The sequence below is a fragment of the Klenkia sp. PcliD-1-E genome (genome assembly GCF_024124375.1).
GTDB lineage: Bacteria > Actinomycetota > Actinomycetes > Mycobacteriales > Geodermatophilaceae > Klenkia.
Genome location: NZ_JAMXRZ010000083.1, coordinates 1 through 19554, shown reverse-complemented (window position 1 = coordinate 19554; position 19554 = coordinate 1). Strand labels below are relative to the sequence as shown.

22 protein-coding genes and 1 riboswitch are annotated in these 19554 nt (G+C 75.5%); of the genes, 15 read left to right on the top strand and 7 right to left on the bottom strand.

Annotation, left to right across the window (positions count from 1 at the left end; all coding sequences use genetic code 11):
* Positions 1-439: hypothetical protein (locus NH342_RS15905; RefSeq protein ID WP_253016082.1), on the top strand; the 439-nt coding region annotated here is incomplete at its 5' end.
* On the opposite strand, the gene NH342_RS15900 is transcribed toward NH342_RS15905, so the two are convergent.
* The gene (locus NH342_RS15900; RefSeq protein WP_253016080.1) at positions 436-1980 is read right to left on the bottom strand and encodes a UDP-N-acetylglucosamine 1-carboxyvinyltransferase; all 1545 of its coding nucleotides are present in this window, start codon (positions 1978-1980) and stop codon (positions 436-438) included. The two genes, NH342_RS15905 and NH342_RS15900, sit on opposite strands and share 4 nt — an antisense overlap.
* Before the next feature lie 58 nt (positions 1981-2038).
* On the opposite strand from NH342_RS15900, the gene NH342_RS15895 reads away from it, so the two are divergent.
* From NH342_RS15895 to NH342_RS15880, 4 genes are all read left to right on the top strand, one after another.
* Positions 2039-2560, top strand: a complete 522-nt coding sequence (locus NH342_RS15895; protein ID WP_374209449.1) for a hypothetical protein — start codon at positions 2039-2041, stop codon at positions 2558-2560.
* A gap of 61 nt (positions 2561-2621) precedes the next feature.
* Positions 2622-3374: a dienelactone hydrolase family protein gene (locus tag NH342_RS15890; RefSeq protein WP_253016076.1), complete on the top strand. Its 753-nt coding sequence runs from the start codon at positions 2622-2624 to the stop codon at positions 3372-3374.
* Positions 3371-4177, top strand: coding sequence for a pentapeptide repeat-containing protein (locus NH342_RS15885; protein ID WP_253016074.1), 807 nt, complete (start codon positions 3371-3373; stop codon positions 4175-4177). The genes NH342_RS15890 and NH342_RS15885 overlap by 4 nt, the downstream gene beginning before the upstream one ends.
* 24 nt (positions 4178-4201) lie before the next feature.
* Positions 4202-4666 carry a hypothetical protein gene (locus tag NH342_RS15880; RefSeq protein ID WP_253016072.1) on the top strand — a complete coding sequence of 155 codons (465 nt, stop codon included), beginning with the start codon at positions 4202-4204 and terminating at the stop codon, positions 4664-4666.
* Here the strand turns inward: NH342_RS15880 and NH342_RS15875 are convergent.
* The 3 genes from NH342_RS15875 to NH342_RS15865 are packed head-to-tail and all read right to left on the bottom strand — an operon-like array spanning position 4663 to position 6050.
* Positions 4663-5112 carry a hypothetical protein gene (locus NH342_RS15875; protein ID WP_253016070.1) on the bottom strand — a complete coding sequence of 150 codons (450 nt, stop codon included), beginning with the start codon at positions 5110-5112 and terminating at the stop codon, positions 4663-4665. The two genes, NH342_RS15880 and NH342_RS15875, sit on opposite strands and share 4 nt — an antisense overlap.
* Positions 5109-5324 carry a hypothetical protein gene (locus tag NH342_RS15870; protein WP_253016068.1) on the bottom strand — a complete coding sequence of 72 codons (216 nt, stop codon included), beginning with the start codon at positions 5322-5324 and terminating at the stop codon, positions 5109-5111. The genes NH342_RS15875 and NH342_RS15870 overlap by 4 nt, the downstream gene beginning before the upstream one ends.
* Positions 5325-5375: 51 nt before the next feature.
* Positions 5376-6050 carry a hypothetical protein gene (locus NH342_RS15865; protein ID WP_253016066.1) on the bottom strand — a complete coding sequence of 225 codons (675 nt, stop codon included), beginning with the start codon at positions 6048-6050 and terminating at the stop codon, positions 5376-5378.
* A 254-nt stretch (positions 6051-6304) separates the two neighbouring features.
* On the opposite strand from NH342_RS15865, the gene NH342_RS15860 reads away from it, so the two are divergent.
* The 6 genes from NH342_RS15860 (at position 6305) to NH342_RS15830 (ending at position 11879) form a co-directional block, all read left to right on the top strand.
* Positions 6305-7462 (top strand): LCP family protein, encoded by a 1158-nt coding sequence (locus NH342_RS15860; protein ID WP_253016064.1) that lies wholly within the window; start codon positions 6305-6307, stop codon positions 7460-7462.
* Positions 7463-7502: 40 nt separating this feature from the next.
* On the top strand, positions 7503-8810 hold the full coding sequence (locus tag NH342_RS15855) for a nitrate/nitrite transporter (protein WP_253016062.1): 1308 nt from the start codon (positions 7503-7505) through the stop codon (positions 8808-8810).
* Positions 8807-9439 carry a methyltransferase gene (locus tag NH342_RS15850; protein WP_253016060.1) on the top strand — a complete coding sequence of 211 codons (633 nt, stop codon included), beginning with the start codon at positions 8807-8809 and terminating at the stop codon, positions 9437-9439. Before NH342_RS15855 ends, NH342_RS15850 begins: the two co-directional genes overlap by 4 nt.
* A 114-nt stretch (positions 9440-9553) precedes the next feature.
* A riboswitch (cyclic di-AMP (ydaO/yuaA leader) is annotated at positions 9554-9681 on the top strand.
* Positions 9682-9749: 68 nt separating this feature from the next.
* A complete protein-coding gene (locus tag NH342_RS15840) occupies positions 9750-10553 on the top strand; it encodes a lytic transglycosylase domain-containing protein (protein WP_305884926.1) in 804 nt (267 codons plus the stop codon).
* Between the two features lie 60 nt (positions 10554-10613).
* Positions 10614-11168, top strand: coding sequence for a type 1 glutamine amidotransferase domain-containing protein (locus NH342_RS15835; protein ID WP_253016056.1), 555 nt, complete (start codon positions 10614-10616; stop codon positions 11166-11168).
* A 111-nt stretch (positions 11169-11279) separates the two neighbouring features.
* Positions 11280-11879, top strand: a complete 600-nt coding sequence (locus NH342_RS15830; RefSeq protein ID WP_253016054.1) for a YceI family protein — start codon at positions 11280-11282, stop codon at positions 11877-11879.
* Between the two features lie 99 nt (positions 11880-11978).
* Here the strand turns inward: NH342_RS15830 and NH342_RS15825 are convergent, their stop codons facing one another.
* Both NH342_RS15825 and NH342_RS15820 read right to left on the bottom strand, forming a co-directional pair.
* Complete coding sequence (locus tag NH342_RS15825; RefSeq protein WP_253016052.1) at positions 11979-13127, bottom strand: acyl-CoA dehydrogenase family protein; 1149 nt, start codon at positions 13125-13127, stop codon at positions 11979-11981.
* Positions 13128-13131: 4 nt separating this feature from the next.
* Entirely contained in the window at positions 13132-14310 is a 1179-nt protein-coding gene (locus tag NH342_RS15820; protein ID WP_253016050.1) for an acyl-CoA dehydrogenase family protein, read from the bottom strand.
* Between the two features lie 159 nt (positions 14311-14469).
* Here NH342_RS15820 and NH342_RS15815 point away from each other — a divergent pair, with 159 nt between their 5' ends.
* Both NH342_RS15815 and NH342_RS15810 read left to right on the top strand, forming a co-directional pair.
* The gene (locus tag NH342_RS15815; RefSeq protein ID WP_253016048.1) at positions 14470-16566 is read left to right on the top strand and encodes an EAL domain-containing protein; all 2097 of its coding nucleotides are present in this window, start codon (positions 14470-14472) and stop codon (positions 16564-16566) included.
* Positions 16563-17462 carry an HDOD domain-containing protein gene (locus NH342_RS15810; protein ID WP_253016046.1) on the top strand — a complete coding sequence of 300 codons (900 nt, stop codon included), beginning with the start codon at positions 16563-16565 and terminating at the stop codon, positions 17460-17462. The genes NH342_RS15815 and NH342_RS15810 overlap by 4 nt, the downstream gene beginning before the upstream one ends.
* A 9-nt stretch (positions 17463-17471) precedes the next feature.
* On the opposite strand, the gene NH342_RS15805 is transcribed toward NH342_RS15810, so the two are convergent.
* Positions 17472-18215 carry an SDR family NAD(P)-dependent oxidoreductase gene (locus NH342_RS15805; RefSeq protein ID WP_253016044.1) on the bottom strand — a complete coding sequence of 248 codons (744 nt, stop codon included), beginning with the start codon at positions 18213-18215 and terminating at the stop codon, positions 17472-17474.
* Between the two features lie 47 nt (positions 18216-18262).
* Between NH342_RS15805 and NH342_RS15800 the strand changes: the two genes are divergently transcribed.
* Both NH342_RS15800 and NH342_RS15795 read left to right on the top strand, forming a co-directional pair.
* Positions 18263-19078 (top strand): hypothetical protein, encoded by an 816-nt coding sequence (locus NH342_RS15800; protein WP_253016042.1) that lies wholly within the window; start codon positions 18263-18265, stop codon positions 19076-19078.
* Between the two features lie 91 nt (positions 19079-19169).
* A partial coding sequence (locus NH342_RS15795) for a hypothetical protein (protein WP_253016040.1) occupies positions 19170-19554 on the top strand: 385 nt, incomplete at its 3' end.

Sequence of the window (19554 nt, the reverse complement as noted above, 5' to 3'; positions counted from 1 at the left end):
GCTGCTGGTCGTGCTGGTCGCGGCCGCCGCGGTGACCGCGTGGGCCGGTGACCCGGCTCCGCCGTGGTTGCGCTCTGCGGTGGCGGTCGCCGCCGTCGCCGCGTCTTTGCTGGGCGGCGGGCCGGTGGTCACCGCCGTGCTCGCCGCCGCCGACCCCACCCGGGCGGTGTCGGCGCTCGGCGCGTCCACCCCGGGGATCGCCGACCCCGACGTGCTGCGCGGCGGTGCCTGGATCGGCGTGCTGGAGCGGCTGGCGCTGGCGGCCACCCTGCTGGCCGGCTGGCCCGAGGGGGTGCCGGTGGTCCTGGCGGTGAAGGGGCTCGGCCGGTTCCAGGCACTGAGGGAGACCCCGGCCGCCGAGCGGTTCATCGTCGGCACGCTGGCCAGCGTGCTGTGGGCCGCCGCCTGCGCCGGCGCCGCCGTCCTGGTCCGGACCTAGTCGGTGAAGACCTCGATGCGGGCGCCCATCTCCACCAGCCGCTCGTAGAGCTGCTCGTAGCCGCGGGCGATGATGTCGACGTTGCGCAGCACCGAGGTGCCCTTGCAGGCCAGCATCGCCAGGAGGATGCAGACCGCGGGCCGCAGCGCCGGCGGGCAGACGATCTCGGCCGCCGACCAGTGCGTCGGGCCGGTCACCAGCACCCGGTGCGGGTCCAGCAGGCGCACGTCGGCACCCAGCCGGGTCAGGTCGGACAGGTGGATCGCCCGGTTGTCGTACACCCAGTCGTGGATCAGGGTGCCGCCCGAGGCGGTCGCCGCGATGACGGCGAAGAACGGCAGGTTGTCGATGTTGAGGCCCGGGAAGGGCATCGGGTGCACCTTGTCGATCGGCGCCCGCAGCTGCGAGGGGTGGATGGTGATGTCCACCAGCCGGGTGCGGCCGTTGTCGGCGGCGTACTCCGCCGACAGGTCGTAGCGCAGCCCCATCTCGCCCAGGATCGCCAGCTCGATCTCCAGGAACTCGATCGGCGCCCGGCGCACGGTGAGCTCGGACCCGGTGACGATGCCGGCGGTGAGCAGGCTCATCGCCTCCACCGGGTCCTCGCTGGGGGTGTAGTCGACCTCGGCGTCCAGCTCGGCCTGCCCGTGCACGACCAGCGTGGTGGTGCCGAACCCCTCGATGCGGACCCCGAGCAGCTCCAGGTACAGGCAGAGGTCCTGCACCATGTAGTTCGGGCTGGCGTTGCGGATGGTGGTGCGGCCGGGGTGTCGGGCCGCGGCCAGCAGCGCGTTCTCGGTGACGGTGTCCCCGCGCTCGGTCAGCACGATCGTGCGGTCGGTGGACCCCGACCGGTCGACCCGGGCGTGGTACTCCCCGGCGTGCGCCTCGATCTCCAGGCCGAAGGGCCGCAACGCGATCATGTGCGGCTCGACGGTGCGGGTGCCCAGGTCGCAGCCGCCGGCGTAGGGCAGCTCGAAGGTCTGCTCCCGGTGCAGCAGCGGGCCCAGGAACATGATGATGCTGCGGGTGCGGCGGGCGGCGTCGGCGTCGATGCCGGCCAGGTCGAGCACCTCGGGGACCACGATGGTCAGGTCGCGGTCGGCCCCGTCCCAGGTGGCCTGCACGCCGATCGAGCGGAGCACGTCGAGGATGCGCTCGACCTCCACGATCCGGGCGACGTTGCGCAGCGTGGTGGTGCCCCGGTTCAGCAGCGACGCGCACAGCAGCGCGACCGCGGCGTTCTTGCTGCTCTTCACCGTGACCGACCCCGACAGCGCGGTGCCGCCGGTGACCCGCAGGTGGGTGGGACCGGCCTTGCCGACGGTGATCAGCTCGCTGTCCAGCGCCGCGGACAGCCGGCCCAGCAGTTCCAGGGTGAGGTTCTGCGCGCCCTGCTCGATGCGGGCGATCGCGCTCTGGCTGGTGCCCAGCCGCTCGGCCAGCTGGGTCTGGGTCAGGCCGTGGTGCCGGCGGGCGTCGCGGACCAGCGTGCCGATCTGGCGGAGGGACTGACCGGTGGCTTCTTCGGTGAGGGACATCGCCGACCACGCTATCTCAGATGTGAGATGGCTGCGGTCGGCGCCGGCGGGCGCCAGGATGTGCGCCGTGGACTCCGACCAGCTGCGCATCTACTGCAACGACCACCTGGCGGCGTCCGCCGGCGGGATCGGCCTGGTCCGCCGGATGCTGACCCACCACGGGGACGACCGGTGGACCCGACCGCTGCGCGAGCTGCACGACGAGCTGCGGGAGGAACGGGCCGAGCTCGAGCGGACGATGGCGGTGCTCGGCATGCGCAGGAGCCGGGTCAAGCAGCTGGTGGTGCGGGTCGCCGAGCGGCTGTCGCGGCTCAAGCCCGACGGCAGCCTGGGCCGGGGTCCGCTGAGCACGGTGGTGGAGTTCGAGTTCCTCAGCGGCGCGGTGCTGCTCAAGCGGGCCGGCTTCGAGACGCTGCTGGGCCTGTCGGAGGTCGACCGGCGCATCGACGCCTCGGCGCTCGAGCGGTTGATCGACCAGGCCGACCGGCAGCACCGCTGGCTGGCCGACGCCCGCCGCGAGCACGCCGCGGCCACCTTCGGCGGCCGGCCCGAGCGGCAGGACGACGCGTCGGACACCTGACCGGGCACCTGACCGGGCACCTGGCGCGGCGCCCGCGACGGCGCGGGGGTAGGAACGGCACATGTGCCACGACCACGACAGCCGCCCGCCCGCCGCTCCCCGCCCCGCCGGTGACGTCGCCGAGCGCGGCACGCTGACCCTCACCTCGGGGGACGGCACGCTGGTCGGCGCCGCCTACGCCGCGCCGGCCGCCCCGGCCCGGGCCGGGGTCGTGGTGCTGCCCGACGTGCGCGGGCTGCACCCCTACTACGTCGCCCTGGCCGAGCGGTTCGCCGAGGCCGGGGTGCCGGCGCTGGCCGTGGACTGGTTCGGCCGCACCGCGGGCACGCCCGCCACCGGTACCCGGGAGGAGGACTTCGACTGGCAGGCGCACGTGCCGCAGCTGACCGAGCAGGGCATCGACACCGACGTCCGGGCGGCCGTGGAGTACCTGCGCGGGCGGACGTCGGCGGACCTGCCGGTGGTCACCGTCGGGTTCTGCCTGGGCGGCAGCCACTCGTGGCGGCTGGCCGGCGGGGACGTCGACGTGGCCGGGTGCGCGGGCTTCTACGGCCGGCCCGCCCTCGTAGGCGACGCCGCCGACCGCGCCTCCCGGCCGGTGACCATGCTCGTCGCCGGCGCCGACCAGGCCACCCCGGTCGCCGACCAGCAGGCGCTGGCCGACCGGATGCGCGCCGCCGGGGCGGACGTGGACGTGGCGGTCTACGACGGCGCCCCGCACTCCTTCTTCGACCGCGCGTTCGGCGAGTGGGAGCAGGCCTGCACCGACGCGTGGGAGCACCTGCTCGCGCTGCTGGACCGCGTCGCGCGGTGACCGTCACCGACCCGCTGCAGGCCGACTGCGGCCGGTGCGCCGCGCTGTGCTGCACCGTGCCGGCCTTCTCCCGCGGCGCCGACTTCGCCCTCGACAAGCCCGCCGGGACCGCGTGCCCGAACCTGCGGGAGGACGACCGGTGCGGCATCCACCCGGTGCTGCGCGAGCGGGGCTTCCCCGGGTGCACGGTCTACGACTGCTTCGGCGCCGGCCAGCACGTCACCCAGCACGTGTGGCCGGGCCTGGACCGGCACGACGGGGCCGTGCTGCACCAGGTCGGCACCGTCTTCCCGGTCGTCCGGGCACTGCAGGAGCTGCGCTGGCTGGTGCGGGCCGCCCGGGCGCTGGCGCTCCCCGCCGACCTGGCCGCGGAGCTGGCCGCCGCCGACGACGCCCTGGCCCGCCGGGTGGACGCGGGGTTCGAGGAGCTGCGGGAGACCCCGGTCGGCGCGGTGCGCGCCGAGGTGAACGGTCTGCTGACCCGGGCCGGCGAGCACGCCCGCCGCGGGGTGGGCTCGCCCTCGCAGCTGCGCGGAGCCGACCTGGCCGGCGCCGACCTGCGCGGGTCGGACCTGCGCGGGGCCGTGCTGCGCTGGGCCTCGCTGCTGGGGGCCGACCTGCGCGGCGCCGACCTGCGCCTGGCGGACCTGACCGGCGCCGACACCCGCGGCGCCCGGCTCCACGGGGCCGACCTCCGCGGTGCGCTGTTCCTCACCCCGGCCCAGCTGGTCGCCGCGACGGGGGACGCCGCGACCCGGCTGGACGACGACGCCGTCCGGCCCGAGCACTGGACGGCGGCATGAGGGCAGCGGCATGAGGACGGCGGCATGAGGCTGGAGTCCGCCGACGGCGCCCTGGTCGACCTGCGGGTGCTGCGCCGGCAGGTGCTCGAGGCGCGGTCGGTGGAGCTGGACCGCCCGGACTGGACCCAGACGCTGCTGGTGGTGCGGGGGGAGGTCCGCACGGCCGACGACCGGCACTGGGTGTTCCACGAGCCGTGCCTGAGCCCCTGGGACGGCATGCGGCTGGCGTCGTGGCTGCGCGCGGTCGCCGACCGGCCGGGCGGGCTGGTCGGCGAGGGGCTGGTGTTCACGGAGCCGGCGCTGTCCTGGGTGCTGGACGATGCCCGGGCCGACCGGCGGTTGCTGCGGGTGCACCTGTCCGGGCCGGCGGCCTGGACCGACCCGGCGACCGGGGAGCAGCGTGGCGGCGGCGTCCCGCTGGACGTGGACACCGCCGCCCTCACCGTCGCGGCCGACGACTGGGCCGCGGCGGTGGGGGACAGCGGCTAACGGCGCCGGCGCAGGACGACGGCGGCCACGACGACCGCCAGCCCCAGCGCGACCGCGCGTCGACCGCGCGGCGACGCCGTCAGGCCGGAGGTGACCGTGGCCGCCACCGTCCTCGCCGACCCGGGCCGGACGGCGGTCGACCCGGTGAGCAGCCGCCCCAGGGGCGAGGTGACCCCGGCGCCGAGCTCGGCGACCCGGCCGCCGGGCCCGGTGACGTCGACGTGCAGGCCCTGCTGGGCCAGCGCGCTGCCGAGGTCGCCGAGGACCGACGGCCCGCGCCCGGTGGTGGGGCCGACCGGCCAGGGCAGGACGGCCGCGGCCCGCCACAACGCCCACGGGTCGGACGCGTCGAGGGTCAGCCGGTCGCCGTCCCCGGTGAGCCGGGCGGTGACCCCGTCGGCCTGCAGGGTCAGGTCGGCCCGGACGGCGAACGGACCGGTGCTCACCCCTGCGAGACGCCCTCGGCGGTGGTGATGCGGAGCGTGCCGTTGAGCTTCCAGGTCGCGCGGGGGGCGTCGGCGCCGATCTCGCGCGGCACCTCGACCGACATGTCGACGAACTCGTAGTTGATCGCGGCGCCCTTGCCGGTCAGGTAGGACCACATCTCCTTGCCCAGGTCGGCGAAGGTGCGGGTCTCGGTGGTGTCGGGAGAAGTCATGCTCCCCACCTGTCCGCTGCGGACCTGCGTGAAACGTCGTTTACACCTCGGCTACGGCTCGGCCCGCCGGGCGAGCAGCACGGCGTACTCGAAGACCCGGCCCTCCCGCTCGACCGGCAGCACCAGCTGCTCGGCGCCGGTGACCCCCGGCAGGTCGGCGAGCCGGCGGAGCAGCGCCGGGGACGGGTCGGCCGACCAGATGGCCAGCACCCCACCCGGGCGCAGCGCCCCCATCGCGCGCGCCAGGCCGGGGGCGCCGTAGAGACCGGCGTTGGAGCCGTGCACCAGGAAGTCCGGCCCGTTGTCGACGTCCAGCAGCACCACGTCGTAGCGGCCGGGCAGGAAGGCGGCGGCGACGTCGCCGGCCTGCAGGTCCAGCCGGGGGTCCGCCGTGCTGGGGAGCCCGGGCAGCAGGCCGGCCGCGGCCCAGTCCAGCAGGGCGTCCTCCAGCTCGACGACGACCACCTCGCCGACACCGGGGGAGCGCAGCACCGCCGCCGTCGTCCAGCCCAGCCCGAGCCCGCCGACCAGCACCGACAGGTCGGCGCCCTCGACCCGGGCCAGCGCCTCGGTCGCCAGCGCCCGCTCGGTGGAGGTGTCCACGTCGTCCATGGCGAAGACGCCGTCCACCACCAGCTCGGTGACCTGCGTGCCGTCGTCCTCGGTGCGGCGCCAGAGCGCCACCTCGCCGTTCGGCCCGCTCACCCGGCCCAGCTCCGTCCGCACGCCCCCGATCCTGCCCCGCCTCCGCGTGCAGCGGACCCCCCGCCCGGTCCCAGCCGGGTCACAGGTCGCCCGGGGACGGTGGACCCGTGCGCAGGGCGGAGGTGACCGGGCCCGGCCCGCGGAGCCTGCCGGCGCGGCTGGACCCCCGGGCCGGCCGCGACCCTGCGCCGCGGGAGGTCCGGCGACGAGGTCCCCGGGGTGGTGGCCCCCGGCGGGGTGCCCGGCGGCGCCGGACCTCCCGCCTGCTGCTGGCGGTGCGCGCGGTCGCGGTCCTGAGCAGCGTCGCCGTTCTCGCCGGGAGCGGCTGGGGCTGGCACCTGCTCGGCGTGGCCGAGGCCAGCGTGCACCGCGGGGACGCGCTGCCCACCGAGGGCAACACCGACGTCAACGGCGCCGAGCACGCCGGCCAGGAGATGAACCTGCTGCTGGTGGGGATGGACTCCCGGGCGGGCCTGAGCACCGCGCAGGAGGACGCGAACTCGACGGGGGGCTCGGACGGCGAGCTCAACACCGACACGATGATCCTGGTGCACGTCCCCGCCGACGGCTCCGGCGTGTCGTTCGTGTCCCTGCCCCGCGACACCTACGTGCCGATCCCCGGGTACGGCGAGGGCAAGCTCAACAGCGCCTACGCCGATGCGTTCGGCGCCACCGACGGGGACGCGCAGGCCAGGGACGCCGCCGGCATGGGTCTGCTGGTGCAGACCGCCAGCCAGTTCACCGGCCTGCAGATCGACCACTACGCCGAGGTCGACCTGGCCGGCTTCCTGCAGCTGTCGAGCATCGTCGGCGGCGTCCAGGTCGACCTGTGCCAGGCCACCAGCGACAGCTACTCGGGGGCCTCGTTCCCGGCCGGGGTGCAGACCATCCAGCCCGACCAGGCCCTGTCCTTCGTCCGGCAGCGGCACGGCCTGCCCCAGGGCGACATCGACCGCACGATCCGCCAGCAGGTCTACATCGCCGGCATGCTGCGCAACCTGCTGTCCACGGACGTGCTGCTGGACCCGGCCGCGCAGCAGCGCATCGTCGCGCAGGTGGGCGACAGCGTGACGCTGGACCGCGACCTCGACGTCGGCGACCTGGTGGGCCAGCTGCAGGGCATCCGCCCCGCCGACCTGACGTTCCAGACCGTGCCCGGCCTGGTCAACGCCCGGGTGCACGGCTCGGACGTGCTCGAGCCCCCGGCCGCCGACGCGGTGCACGCCTTCTTCGCCGACCTCGGCCGGCCGGCCGCCGCGACGCCGTCGGCCACCCCGTCGGCGGCGGCCGGGGGCACGGCGGCGGGGGGCACGGCCACGGCCACGGCGCCACCGTCCTCGACGGTCCCGGCCACCGTGGCCCCCCCGGCGGCGACCTCGGGGGACTACGACACGCCGCAGCGCACCGCCGGCGACACCAGCTGCATCGACTGACCGGGGAACAACCGCGGCGGGCGGGGTGTCATCGTGGGGCGTGAACTCGCGCCGGGCCTACACCGTCTGGGTGGTCGGGCTGGTCGCCTACGGGACGGCCGTCTTCCACCGCGGCTCGCTCGGGGTCGCCGCCACCGACGCCCAGGAGCGCTTCTCCGCCGGGGCGTCGGCGGTCAGCCTGTTCCTGGTGCTGCAGCTGGCCGTCTACGCCGGGCTGCAGGTGCCCGTCGGAGTCGCGCTGGACCGCTTCGGCTCCCGGGCGATGGTGGTCACCGGTGCGCTGACCATGGCCGCCGGGCAGCTGCTGCTGGCCGTGGCCACCGACGTGCCGACCGCGATCGTGGCCCGGGTGCTGGTCGGGGCCGGCGACGCGATGACCTTCATCAGCGTGCTGCGGGTGGTCACCCTGTGGTTCAGCGGACCCACGGTGCCGGTGATCACCCAGCTCACCGGCATCCTCGGCCAGCTCGGCCAGATCGCCGCGGCGTACCCGCTGGTGCTGGCGCTGCACCACACGTCCTGGACGGCGACCTTCACCGGGGCGGCCGCGCTGGGCGTGCTGGTCGCCGTCCTCGTGCTCGTCGCGCTGCGCGACGCCCCGCCCGGCACGCCGGTCGCGCCGGTGGCCGGGTGGGCCGAGATCCGGGCGAACGTGGCCGGCGCCTGGCAGGAGTCGGGCACCCGGATCGGGCTGTACACGCACCTGGTGACCCAGTTCTCCGGCACCGTGTTCGCGCTGCTGTGGGGCTACCCGTTCCTGGTGCTCGGCCAGGGTCTGTCCCCGGCCACCGCGGCGGGGCTGCTGACCCTGCTGGTCGTCGTCGGCATGGGCGTCGGGCCGGTGCTGGGGAGGCTGTGCGGCCGGTGGCCGCTGCGCCGCTCGGCGCTGGTGTTCGGCATCGCCGGGGCCACCGTCACGGCCTGGACGGCGGTGCTGCTGTGGCCCGGCCGCGCGCCGCTGTGGCTGCTGGTCGTGCTGGTCCTGGTGCTGGCGACCAACGGGCCCGGCTCCATGATCGGGTTCGACTACGCCCGCACCTGGAACCCGGTGCACCGGCTGGGCAGCGCCACCGGGGTGGTCAACATCGGCGGCTTCGTGGCGTCCCTGCTGACCGTCCTGGCCGTCGGCGCGGTGCTGGACGCGATGACCCCGGGCAGCTCGACGGCCTACGACCTGGGCGCGTTCAAGGCCGCGTTCGCGGTGCAGTACCTGTTCTGGGCGATCGGGCTGGCCGGGGTCTGGACGCACCGGCAGCGGCTGCGCGACCGGCTGGCCGGGGACGGCGTCGTGCTCACCCCGCTGTACTCCGCGGTGGTCAGCCGGGTCCGGCGCGGGAGCGGGCGATGAGCGTCCCCGCCGGCTTCTTCGCCCGGCACACCCGGCTCGTGCGGCCCCCGCTGGTGCCCGAGGTGGCGCTGCACCTGTCCGAGGACGTCAGCGCGCTGTGGCAGGCCATGGAGGACGACGGCGGGGGTGCGGGCGAGGCCTCGCCCTTCTGGGCGGCGGCCTGGGTCGGCGGGCAGGGCCTGGCCCGCCACGTGCTGGACCACCCCGACCTGGTGACCGGGCGGACCGTGCTGGACCTGGGCTGCGGCAGCGGGCTGGTCGGCATCGCCGCTGCCCTCGCCGGCGCCCGCCGGGTGCTGGCCAGCGACGTGGACCCCTACGCCCTGGCCGTCGTGCCGCTGAACGCCGCGGCGTCCGGGGCCACCGGGGTGGAGCCGGTCGGGGACGTGCTGGACGCCGACCTGCCGGAGGTCGACGTGGTGCTCGCCGGGGACGTGTTCTACGACCTGCGGATGGCCGACCGGGTGCGGCCCTGGCTGTTCACCGCCTGGGCCCGCGGCGCCGTCGTCCTGGTCGGCGACCCCGGCCGCTCCCAGCTGCCCGACGGGCTGCGGGAGGTGGCCGGCTACGACGTCCCCGACAGCGGGGTGGACGCCGCCCGCCGCACCACGGTGTGGCGGCTGCCCTGACCGGCACAGGATCTGTGAATTCCCACGCGTCTCCTTGTGCTCATCTGTCACGGACTCGTAACGTGGCCGCGTCCGGTCGGCCGCACCTCCTGCAACGGGAGACCGTCCGGGCGCCGCTGAGTCACCACAGGTGAACCGGGGACCCACTGCACCACCGGGGTGAATCCCGTCGAGACCGCACCGCGCGGCGACGACGGGTAGGGCCGCTTCCCGCCCGAACCCGTCAGCTAACCCGGTAGGCGGCTGCACCGACCGCGCGAGGAGACCCGACGCGGACGGTGCACCCGGAAGACAGGACCCGCACGCCCGCATGCCCGCTCGTCATTCCGCACGCCCTGCCGACGCCGGCGCCCCCGAGCAGACCGCCGGGACCGCCGAGCAGACCCCCGAGCAGGTCGTCGCCGCCGCCGCGCGCGACCGCCACCGCCGTCCGGTCCGTCGTCCCGCCGTCTACCTGGCCGCCGCGGCCGCCGGCGCCGTCCTGGTGAACGTGCTGGCCGGCACCGGCCCGACCGCCCAGGCCGACCCCGTCCCCACCGCCGCCTCGCAGGCGGTGAGCGTCGCCGACCAGCTCGGCATCACGGCCCCGGCCGCCGACGGCACCGAGGTCGCCAGCGAGCTGTCCGGCCACCTGCAGGAGCTGGCCGCCAGCCGCGCGCAGCGCGAGGACTCCGAGACCGCCGCGGCGCAGACCCAGGCCGCCGCCGACGAGGCGGCCCGGCAGGCCCAGGAGGCGGCGGCCGCGCAGGCCGCCGCCGAGGCCGCGGCCGCCGCCCAGGCACAGGCCGCCGCCGAGGCCGAGGCGGCTGCGGCGAACGCCACCACCCAGGACTTCCACGACTACGCCCTCGCCCAGCTCGGCGGCGACCAGCGGCAGTTCTCCTGCCTGGAGAGCCTGTGGGGCCGGGAGTCCGGCTGGGACCCCGACGCGCAGAACCCGACCTCGACCGCCTACGGCATCCCGCAGTTCCTCAACTCCACGTGGGCCGGGACCGGGATCGCCAAGACCTCCAACGGGTTCCGCCAGATCGACGCCGGGCTGATCTACCTGGACAGCCGCTACGGCTCGCCGTGCGGCGGCTGGGCGCACTCGCAGGCCACCGGCTGGTACTGAGTCCCGGCCCGTGGGGGCCGGGGAGTTTCGGGGCGTCCCGCCCCGGGGCACCGGGTCGGCATGGCTGAACTGACCGGCAAGACCATCGCGATCCTCGCCGCCAAGGGCGTGGAGCAGATCGAGCTCGACGAGCCCCGCAAGGCGGTCGAGGCCGCGGGCGCCACCGTGCACCTGATCTCGGTGCCCGACGGCGTCGAGGACGGCACCGTGCAGGGCGTCAACGGCGACATCCACCCCGGTGACACCTACCCCGTCGACCACCTGGTGGCCGACGTGTCCGCCGCCGACTACGACGGGCTGCTGCTGCCCGGCGGCGCGGTCAACCCCGACACCCTGCGCCAGGACGGCGACGCGCTGGCCTTCGTGACGGCCTTCTTCTCCACCGACAAGCCCGTCGCGGCGATCTGCCACGCGCCGTGGACGCTGCTGGAGGCCGGCGTGCTCGAGGGCCGCACGGTGACCTCCTACCCCAGCATCCGCGGTGACCTCCGGCGCGGGGGCGCGACCGTGGTGGACGAGGAGGTCTGCCGGGACGGCAAGCTCATCACCAGCCGCAACCCCGACGACGTGCCGGCCTTCTCGAAGGCGGCCGTGGAGTTGTTCGCCGCAGGCTGAGCAGCCGCTGTGCGGGGGCCCGGGGTGCATCCCCGGGCCCCCGGCTGTGCGCGGCCGCACCGGGCAGGTCAGAATCGAGCGGTTTGCACACCTCTGGGAGGACGGTCGACCGTGGCCAAGCACCGCGCCAGCCAGTCCGGCGAGACCGACTTCGACGACGCCACGACCGCGCTCGCCGACGTCACCGGCGACTACACCGTCGACGCCGCGCACACCCGGATCGGCTTCCGGGCCCGCCACGCGATGGTCACCACCGTGCGCGGCACGTTCGGGGAGTTCGAGGGCACCGCGCACCTGGACGTCGCCGACCCCTCGGCCAGCCGGGTGGAGCTGCGCATCGACGCCGGCAGCCTGGACACCGGCCAGCCCGACCGCGACGCGCACCTGCGCTCGGCGGACTTCCTCGACGTCGAGCAGTTCCCGGAGATCACCTTCGTGTCCACGGCCGTCGAGCAGGTCGACGACGACGAGTACACCGTGACCGGCGACGTCACCATCAAGGGCCAGACCCGCGAGGTGTCGGTCGACTTCACCCTCACCGGCTCGGCGCTGGACCCCTTCGGCAACACCCGGGTCGGCTTCGAGGGCGCGCTGGCGCTCAAGCGCAGCGACTGGGGCCTGGTCTGGAACGCAGCGCTCGAGACCGGCGGCGTGCTGGTCAGCGACAAGGTGCAGCTGGAGTTCGACGTCTCGGTCATCAGGCAGGCCTGACCGCGGACGCCGCCGCCCCCCTCCCGCGCCGGGTATCGGAAGCTCTACCCCACCGATGCGGGTCGATGGGCGGGGTGGAGCTTCCGATACCCGGGTCGGTCAGGCCGGCAGGGCCTCCACGTAGGGGTGGTCGTCGACCGTGCGGGCCAGGCGGGTCGCCGCCCACGCGCCGTCGCCCAGCAGGTGGTCGATGGCGGTCAGCCGCGAGGTGTAGTGCCCCACGGAGTACTCGGCGGTGACGCCGATGCCGCCGTGCAGCTGGATGGCCTCCTTGCCGATGTGCCGGCCGGCCCTCGAGGTCTGCAGCCGGGCGCGGTCGGCGGCGGCGAGCACCTGCTCCGGGGTGGAGTCGGGGGCGTCGACGACCATCGTGGCCCACAGCGCGATGCTGCGGACCAGCTCCAGCGACACGTACATGTCGGCCGCGCGGAAGGTCAGCGCCTGGAACCGCGAGAGCGGGACACCGAACTGCTTGCGCGTCTTGAGGTACTCGCTGGTGGTGGTCAGCGCGGTCTCCATCGCCCCGACCGCCTCGTGCGCGTAGGCCACGGTCGCCCGGGCCAGCGCGAGCTCGATCGCCGCGGTCCGGTCGGTCGCGTCGTCGCCGAGCAGCTCGGCCGGGGTGCCGTCGAGGGTCACCCGCGCAGCGCGGGTGCCGTCGTGGCTGCGGTAGCCGTCCCGGGTCAGCCCGGAGGCGTCCCCGCGGACGACGAACAACCCCGTCCCGCCCTCGACCGCGGCGGACACCACGAGGACGTCGGCGCGGGCGCCCGAGGGCACCGGCTCCTTGACCCCGGACAGCGTCCACCCCTCGCCGGAGCGGGTGGCGGTGACGCCGGTGGCGGTGGGGGTCCAGCGGCTGCCGGGCTCGGCGTGCGCGAACACGACCAGCGAGCTGCCCTCGGACAGCGCCCCGAGCAGCTCCGCGCGCTGCTCGGCGGTGCCGACGTCGGCGACCAGGCCGCCGGCGAGGACCACCGCCTCCACGAACGGCTCGGGCGCGAGCACCTTGCCGATCTCGGTGGCGACCAGGGCGACCTCGGCGTGGCCGGCGCCCATGCCGCCGTCGTCCTCGGCGAAGGGCAGGCCCAGCACGCCCATCTCGGCCAGCTGGGACCAGACCTTCTCGTCGAAGCCCGGGTCCTCCTTGGTCACGGCCCGGCGCTTCTCGGGGTCGTAGGCGCGCTGCAGCAGGCCGGCCACGGCCTCGCGGAGGGCCTGCTGCTCGGTGTCGAAGGTGAAGTCCATCAGGTCACAACCCCAGGATCGTTCCGGCGATGATGGTGCGCTGCACTTCGTTGGATCCCCCGTAGATGGAGACCTTGCGGTAGTTCAGGTACTCGGGGGTGGCCGACCGCGCCCACTCGGGCACGTCGGTGTCGTCGTCGGCGGCGAAGGAGGCCAGCGACAGCGGCCCGGCGATGTCGACCAGCAGCTCGGTGGCGGCCTGCTGCAGCTCCGAGCCGCGCAGCTTGAGCACCGAGGAGGCCGGGTTCGGCTTGCCGTCGCTGGAGTTGGACACCACGCGCAGCGCGGTCAGCTCCAGGGCCAGCAGCTCGTTCTCCAGCTCCGCGATGCGGGTGCGCATCGACGGGTCCTCGATCAGCGGGCGGCCGCCGGAGGTGAGCTGGGCGGCGTGCTCCTTGGCGTCGGCGATCATCCGCTTGGTGGCGCCCACCCGGGCGATGCCCACGCGCTCGTTGCCGAGCAGGAACTTGGCGTAGTCCCAGCCGCGGTTCTCCTCGCCGATCAGGTTCTCGGCGGGCACCCGGACGTCCTCGAAGAACACCTCGTTGACCTCGAAGCCGCCGTCGAGCAGCTCGATGGGCCGCAGCGTGACGCCGGGGGTGTCCATCGGGAAGACCAGCATCGAGATGCCGCGCTGCTTCTTCTCCGCGGTGGGGTCGGTGCGCACCAGGCAGAAGATCCAGTCGGCGTACTGGCCCAGCGTCGTCCAGGTCTTCTGGCCGTTGACCACCCAGTCCTCGCCGTCGCGGACGGCGGCGGTGCGCAGGCTGGCCAGGTCGGAGCCGGCGTCGGGCTCGGAGAAGCCCTGGCACCACCAGATGTCGAGGTTCGCGGTGGCCGGCAGGAACCGCTCCTTCTGCTCCTGGTTGCCGAACGCGGCGATGACCGGGCCGATCATCGAGGCGTTGAACGCCAGCGGCTCGGGGACGGCGGCCAGCTGCATCTCCTCGCGCCAGATGTGGCGCTGCAGCGGCGTCCAGTCCCGGCCACCCCACTCGGCGGGCCAGTGCGGGACGGCGAGGCCGGCGGCGTTGAGGATCCGCTGGGCCTCGACGTAGGACTCCTTGGAGACCTCGCGGTGCGCGGCGACGTCGTCGCGGATGGACTGCGGGATCTTCGTGGTGAAGAACGTGCGCATCTCGTCCCGGAACGCCTGGTCCTCGGGCGACAGGTGCAACTGCATGGACGACCCTTCCTCCTCCGGTGGCGGCGTCGCGCACCGTGCCCACGACGATCCCACACGGTCCTACTCACCGGTAACCGCGACCCCCGCCCCACCCGTGCGGGGGAGGTGCGCACGCCCGGGCTCCAGCCCGGCGGCCGTGCTGCCGACCCTGCCAGCGTGCCCAGCCCGACGTCGGAGCCCGTCCCGGCGGCCGCCCGCCGACCGCGGGTGGCCTCCCGGGAGCTGCTCGGCGCCACCCGCGTCTCGCGCGCCGTGCTGCACGCCGCCGCCGTCCGGGTCGACGCCGCCGTCCTCGTGGTCGTCGCCGAGCCCGGTGGGCCGCGGGTGCGCTGGGCCGGTGCCGGTGTCGAGCGCCTGCTCGGCCACACCACCACCGAGGTGGTCGGCACCCCGCTCGAGCGGCTGTTCCCCGGGACCCCGCCCGCCGTGCTGCTGCGCCGGGAGCGCTCGGTGACCACCGAGCTGCGCGGCCGCTCCCGCACCGGCGTCCTGCACGACCTGGTCGTCACCGCCACGCCCTCCTCGGACGCGGGTGTGTGGACGGTGACCGCCCAGCACGCCCGCACCGCCACCGAGCGCGCGCTGGCCGACTCCGCCGCCGCCCACGAGCGGCGCTTCACCACCCTCACCGAGCGGTCCCCGGTGCCCACGCTGCTCTCGGAGCAGGGCCTGCGGCTGGCGCACGTCAACGACGCCTTCTGCCGGCTGGTGGGGCGCCAGGCCGAGCAGCTGCTGGGCACGGGCTGGCTGGCCGGCATCCACCCCGACGACGTCGAGGCCGTGGTCGACACCGCCGCCGCGGCGCTGACCGGCGAGGTCGGCGACGTGCGGGCCCGGCTGCTGAGCGCCGACGGCGACGAGCGCACCACGGTGCTGCGCTTCGCCCACCTGCACACGCCCGGTCAGGGCGAGGGCTTCGTGGCCACCATCGAGGACGTCACCGAGCGGCTGGCCTTCGAGAACCAGCTGGAGCACCAGGCCACCCACGACCCGCTGACCGGGCTGCCCAACCGCACCCGGCTGGCCTCCTTCGTCGCGCAGCGGTTCCTGCCCGGTGCCGACGGCGGTCTGGCCTGCCTCTTCCTCGACGTCGACGACTTCAAGGTGGTCAACGACTCCCTCGGCCACGACGCCGGCGACCAGCTGCTGGTGCAGGTGGCGCACCGGCTGCGCGCCGCCGTCCGGCCCTCGGACCTGGTGGTCCGGTTCGGCGGCGACGAGTTCGTCGTGGTCTGCGAGGACGTCGACGAGGACGCCGCGGTGGCGCTGGGCCGGCGGATCTCCGCCGACCTCGCCCGGCCGGTGCAGCTGGGCGGGGTGGGCGTCGGGGTGCGGGTCAGCGTCGGGGTCACCGTGCAGACCGCCGAGCACGCGACCGCCGACGAGCTGATCCGGGACTGCGACATCGCGATGTACCAGGCCAAGGCCGGGGGCAAGGGGCGGGTCTCGGTCCTGGACCAGGGCGCCCGCTCCCAGGCCTGGGACAAGCTGCGGCTGGTCGCCGACCTGCGCGCGGCGATCGACACCGGCGGGCTGACCGTGGCCTACCAGCCGGTGGTGGACACCGCGACGATGCGCCCGGTCGCCGTCGAGGCGCTGGCCCGCTGGCAGCACCCCGAGCGCGGCTGGATCGCCCCCGACGTCTTCGTGCCGCTGGCCGAGGAGAGCGGGCTGGTCGACGCGCTGGGCGCTGCGGTGCTCGAGCAGGTCTGCGCGCAGATCGCCGCGTGGGACGCCGAGCTGGGTCTCGGCGCGCCGCGCAGGGTCAACGTCAACGTTTCGGCCCTCCAGCTGGACGAGCACCTGCCGGCGCTGGTCGCCGACGTCGTCGCCCGGCACGGCGTGGGCCACGAGCGGATCTGCGTGGAGCTGACCGAGTCCGCGCTCGTGCGCGACCCGGACCTGGCGCTGCTGGTGCTGCACCGGCTGCGCGACCTGGGCACGTCCGTCGCCGTCGACGACTTCGGCACCGGCTACTCCTCGCTGGCGCACCTGCGCCGGCTGCCGGTGGACTGCCTCAAGATCGACCGGTCCTTCGTGGCCGAGCTCTCCGAGGGCCACCCCGAGATCACCGGCGCCGTCGTCGCGCTGGCCACGGGGCTGGGCCTGTCGTCGGTGGCCGAAGGGGTGGAGACGGTGGACCAGGCACGGACCCTGACCGAGCTGGGTGCCACGCACCTGCAGGGGTACGGCATCGCCCGGCCGATGGACGCCGCGGCGGCGACCGCCTGGTTCGCGGGGCGTGCCCGGTGACGGTGCAGCCGGTGCTGGAGGACCTGGTGCCCGACGGCGAGCACGAGGACATCGAACCCGGGGAGGAGCCGACCGAGGCCGAGCTGGCCGCAGCCCTCCTGCCCGGCGTCGCCTTCGACGTCCACGAGGTGCTCTCGCACATCGACGAGCTGGCCGCCCAGCGGCCGGTGGCCGCCCAGATCGTCGCGCTGACCCACGCCGACGACGCCGGCGCCCGGGAGCTGTCCCGGCTGCTGGCCGCCGACGCCGCGCTGACCGGGCGGGTGCTCAAGCTGGCCAACTCCGCGTTCTACGGGCTGTCCGGCCGGGTCTCCTCGCTGCAGTTCGCGGTCACCGTGGTCGGCTTCGCCACCGTGCGGTCGATGGCCAGCGTCGCGCTGACCGGACCGGACGACGGTGCGTTGCCGGCCGACCACTGGGTCACCACCACGCACCTGGCGCTGGCCTGCGAGGCCCTGGCACCGCGGATGGGTGCCCGGGCGCAGGACGCCATGTGCACCGGCCTGCTCGCCCAGCTCGGCGCCGCCCTGCTCACCCACCACGACCCCGTGGGCTACGCGGAGGTGGCGGCGCAGCCGACCTCGGCCGCCCGGCGGGCGGCCGAGGTCGAGCGGTACGGCGTGCACGCGGTGCAGCTGACGTCGGCGGCGATGCGGCACTGGGGCTTCCCGCCCGCCATGGTCCGCCCGGTCACCGAGCTGGACGACGTGGACTCGGTGGCCGGCGGCATGCTCCGCGCGGCCTTCGAGATCACCGACCGGGCCACCGTGCCCGGCTACGCGCCGCAGCCGATCGGCCGGTTGTCCTGCGACCGGTTGCGCGACGCCGACGTCCCGCCGGTGCTGCTCAAGGTGCGCACCGAGGCCGCCGAGCTGCGCCGGGCCCTGCTCGTCTAGGGCGCGGGTCTAGTAGACGGCCACCCCGGGGGTGCCACCGCCGGCGGCGACCGCGTCGCCGGTGACGGCCACGCTGCGCGGGGAGCACAGGAAGACCACGACGTCGGCCACCTCGTCGGCGGTCACCAGCCGGCCGATCCGGGTGGCGGCCGGTGCCGCGGCGACGTCGGCGGGGGTGCGCTCGGTGACGGTGGCCCCGGGGTGCACGCAGGTGACGTTGACCCCGTGCGGGCCCAGCTCCTCCGCGAGGTTGGCCGTCACGGCCGCCACCGCGACGTTGCGGACGGTGCCCACCAGGTTGCCGGTGGCCCGGGCGTTGAGGCCGCTGACGTTGACGATGCGCCCCCAGCCCTGCCCGGTCATGTGCGGGGCCACGGCCCGGGCGCAGCGCAGGTAGCCCAGCACCTTGGTCTCGACCTCCACCCGCAGCGCGTCGTCCCCGAGGTCGGCCAGGGACGGCACCGGTGCCGAGGACGCCGGCCGGGCGGCCGCGTTGACCAGCACGTCCACCCCGCCCCAGGCGTCCACCACCGCCTGGACGGCGGCGCGCACCGCGGCGTCGTCGGTGGTGTCGGCGGGGACGACGAGCGAGGGGCCGGCGAGCTGGGCGGCGGTGGCCTCCAGCTGGTCGCGGGAGCGGGCCAGCAGCGCCACCTGCGCACCCTCCTGCGCCAGCCGCAGCGCGACCGCCTTGCCGATGCCCCGCCCGGCGCCGGTGACCAGCGCGCGCTTCCCGGTCAGCTGCAGGTCCACGGGGGCCACGCTAGGCACCGCTGCCGGGCAGGCGCACCCTGGAGGCCGTGTTCGAGATCGACGAGATGGCACTGCTGACCCGGGAGGTGCTGCGCGAGCGCAGTGCGGCCCTGGTCGCGGAGACCTGCGCGTGGGCCGTGGGCACCGCCGACCGGCCGCACCACACCCGGCGCCGCGGCCGGCTGGTCGCCACCGGGACGACGGTCGGCGTGCGCGCGGAGAACGGCCAGCCGCTCGGCGACGAGGAGACCGGGCGGCTGGACCTCGGCGACGCCCGGCCCGGCAGCTTCCGCGACGCGCTGAACATGGTCGACGCCGAAGGCGGTCTCTACGCCGACCGCTTCGACGTCGAGGTGCTGGAGCCCTTCGTGCAGCAGACCTGCGCGCTGGCCGGGGAACGGCTGCGCGCGGCCCGCCCGCAGGCGTGGGCGGAGCTGGCCGACGACGTCGGGGAGGACCCGGCCGACGTGGCCGCGGTGGTCCGGGCGGGGGAGTGGGAGGCGCCGCTGCGGATCGTCGCCGAGCACCTCGTGCTGGCCGCGATCGGCGACACCCCGCTGGCCGTCGTGGAGGCCGAGGGCGTGCCGTTGTCCCTGGTGCGGGCCGCCGAGGGCATCGCCCGGCAGGCCGCCCCGGCGCCGCCCGCCCCGCCCGCCGAGCTCGCCGGGGTGCTGTTCCTGGCGCGGGCCGCCCTGGCGGGGGAGCCCGCGCCCATCCCGGCGTCCGCGGCCGACCGGGTGCTGGCCGCGCTGCTGGCCGAGGGCCTGGAGCGCGACGAGGTGCTGGCCGTCCTCGCCGACCTGCCCCTGGAGCCGGACGCCGAGCGGGACCTGCGCCGCCTGGCCGAGCAGCTGCCCGACTGACCCATCCCGCAGCCGGGCCGGCCGGTCGTTGACAGGCCCGACGTCGTAGGTCAATGTACCGATGCATTGGTCCATTGCTTCGGAGGTCGTCATGGCTGGTCCGCTGTCCTCGGCGCCGGTGGTGCTGGTCCTGCTTGCCGGGCTGGTGGTCGTCGTCGGGCTGGCCGTCACCGCCGTCAGCCGTCGTCAGCTGGACCCGGTGGTGGCCGACGCCCGTCGGCACGGCGCCGGGACCGGTGGGCTCGCCGTGCTGGTGGGCCTGGCCGCAGCGGTCGCGGTCGGCCTCACCGACCCCGCCGCCCGGCTCGGGTCCGGGGTGTCGGCGGCGCTGACCCCGCTGGTCTTCTCCGCCGCGCACACGACCGTCCTGTGGGTGGGGGAGTCGGCCTGGCCGCGCCCGCGCGGCGCCGTCCGCACCGCGTCGCTGGTCCGCCGGCGGTTCCCCGCCGAGGCGCGGCGGGCGCGTCGCGTGCTGG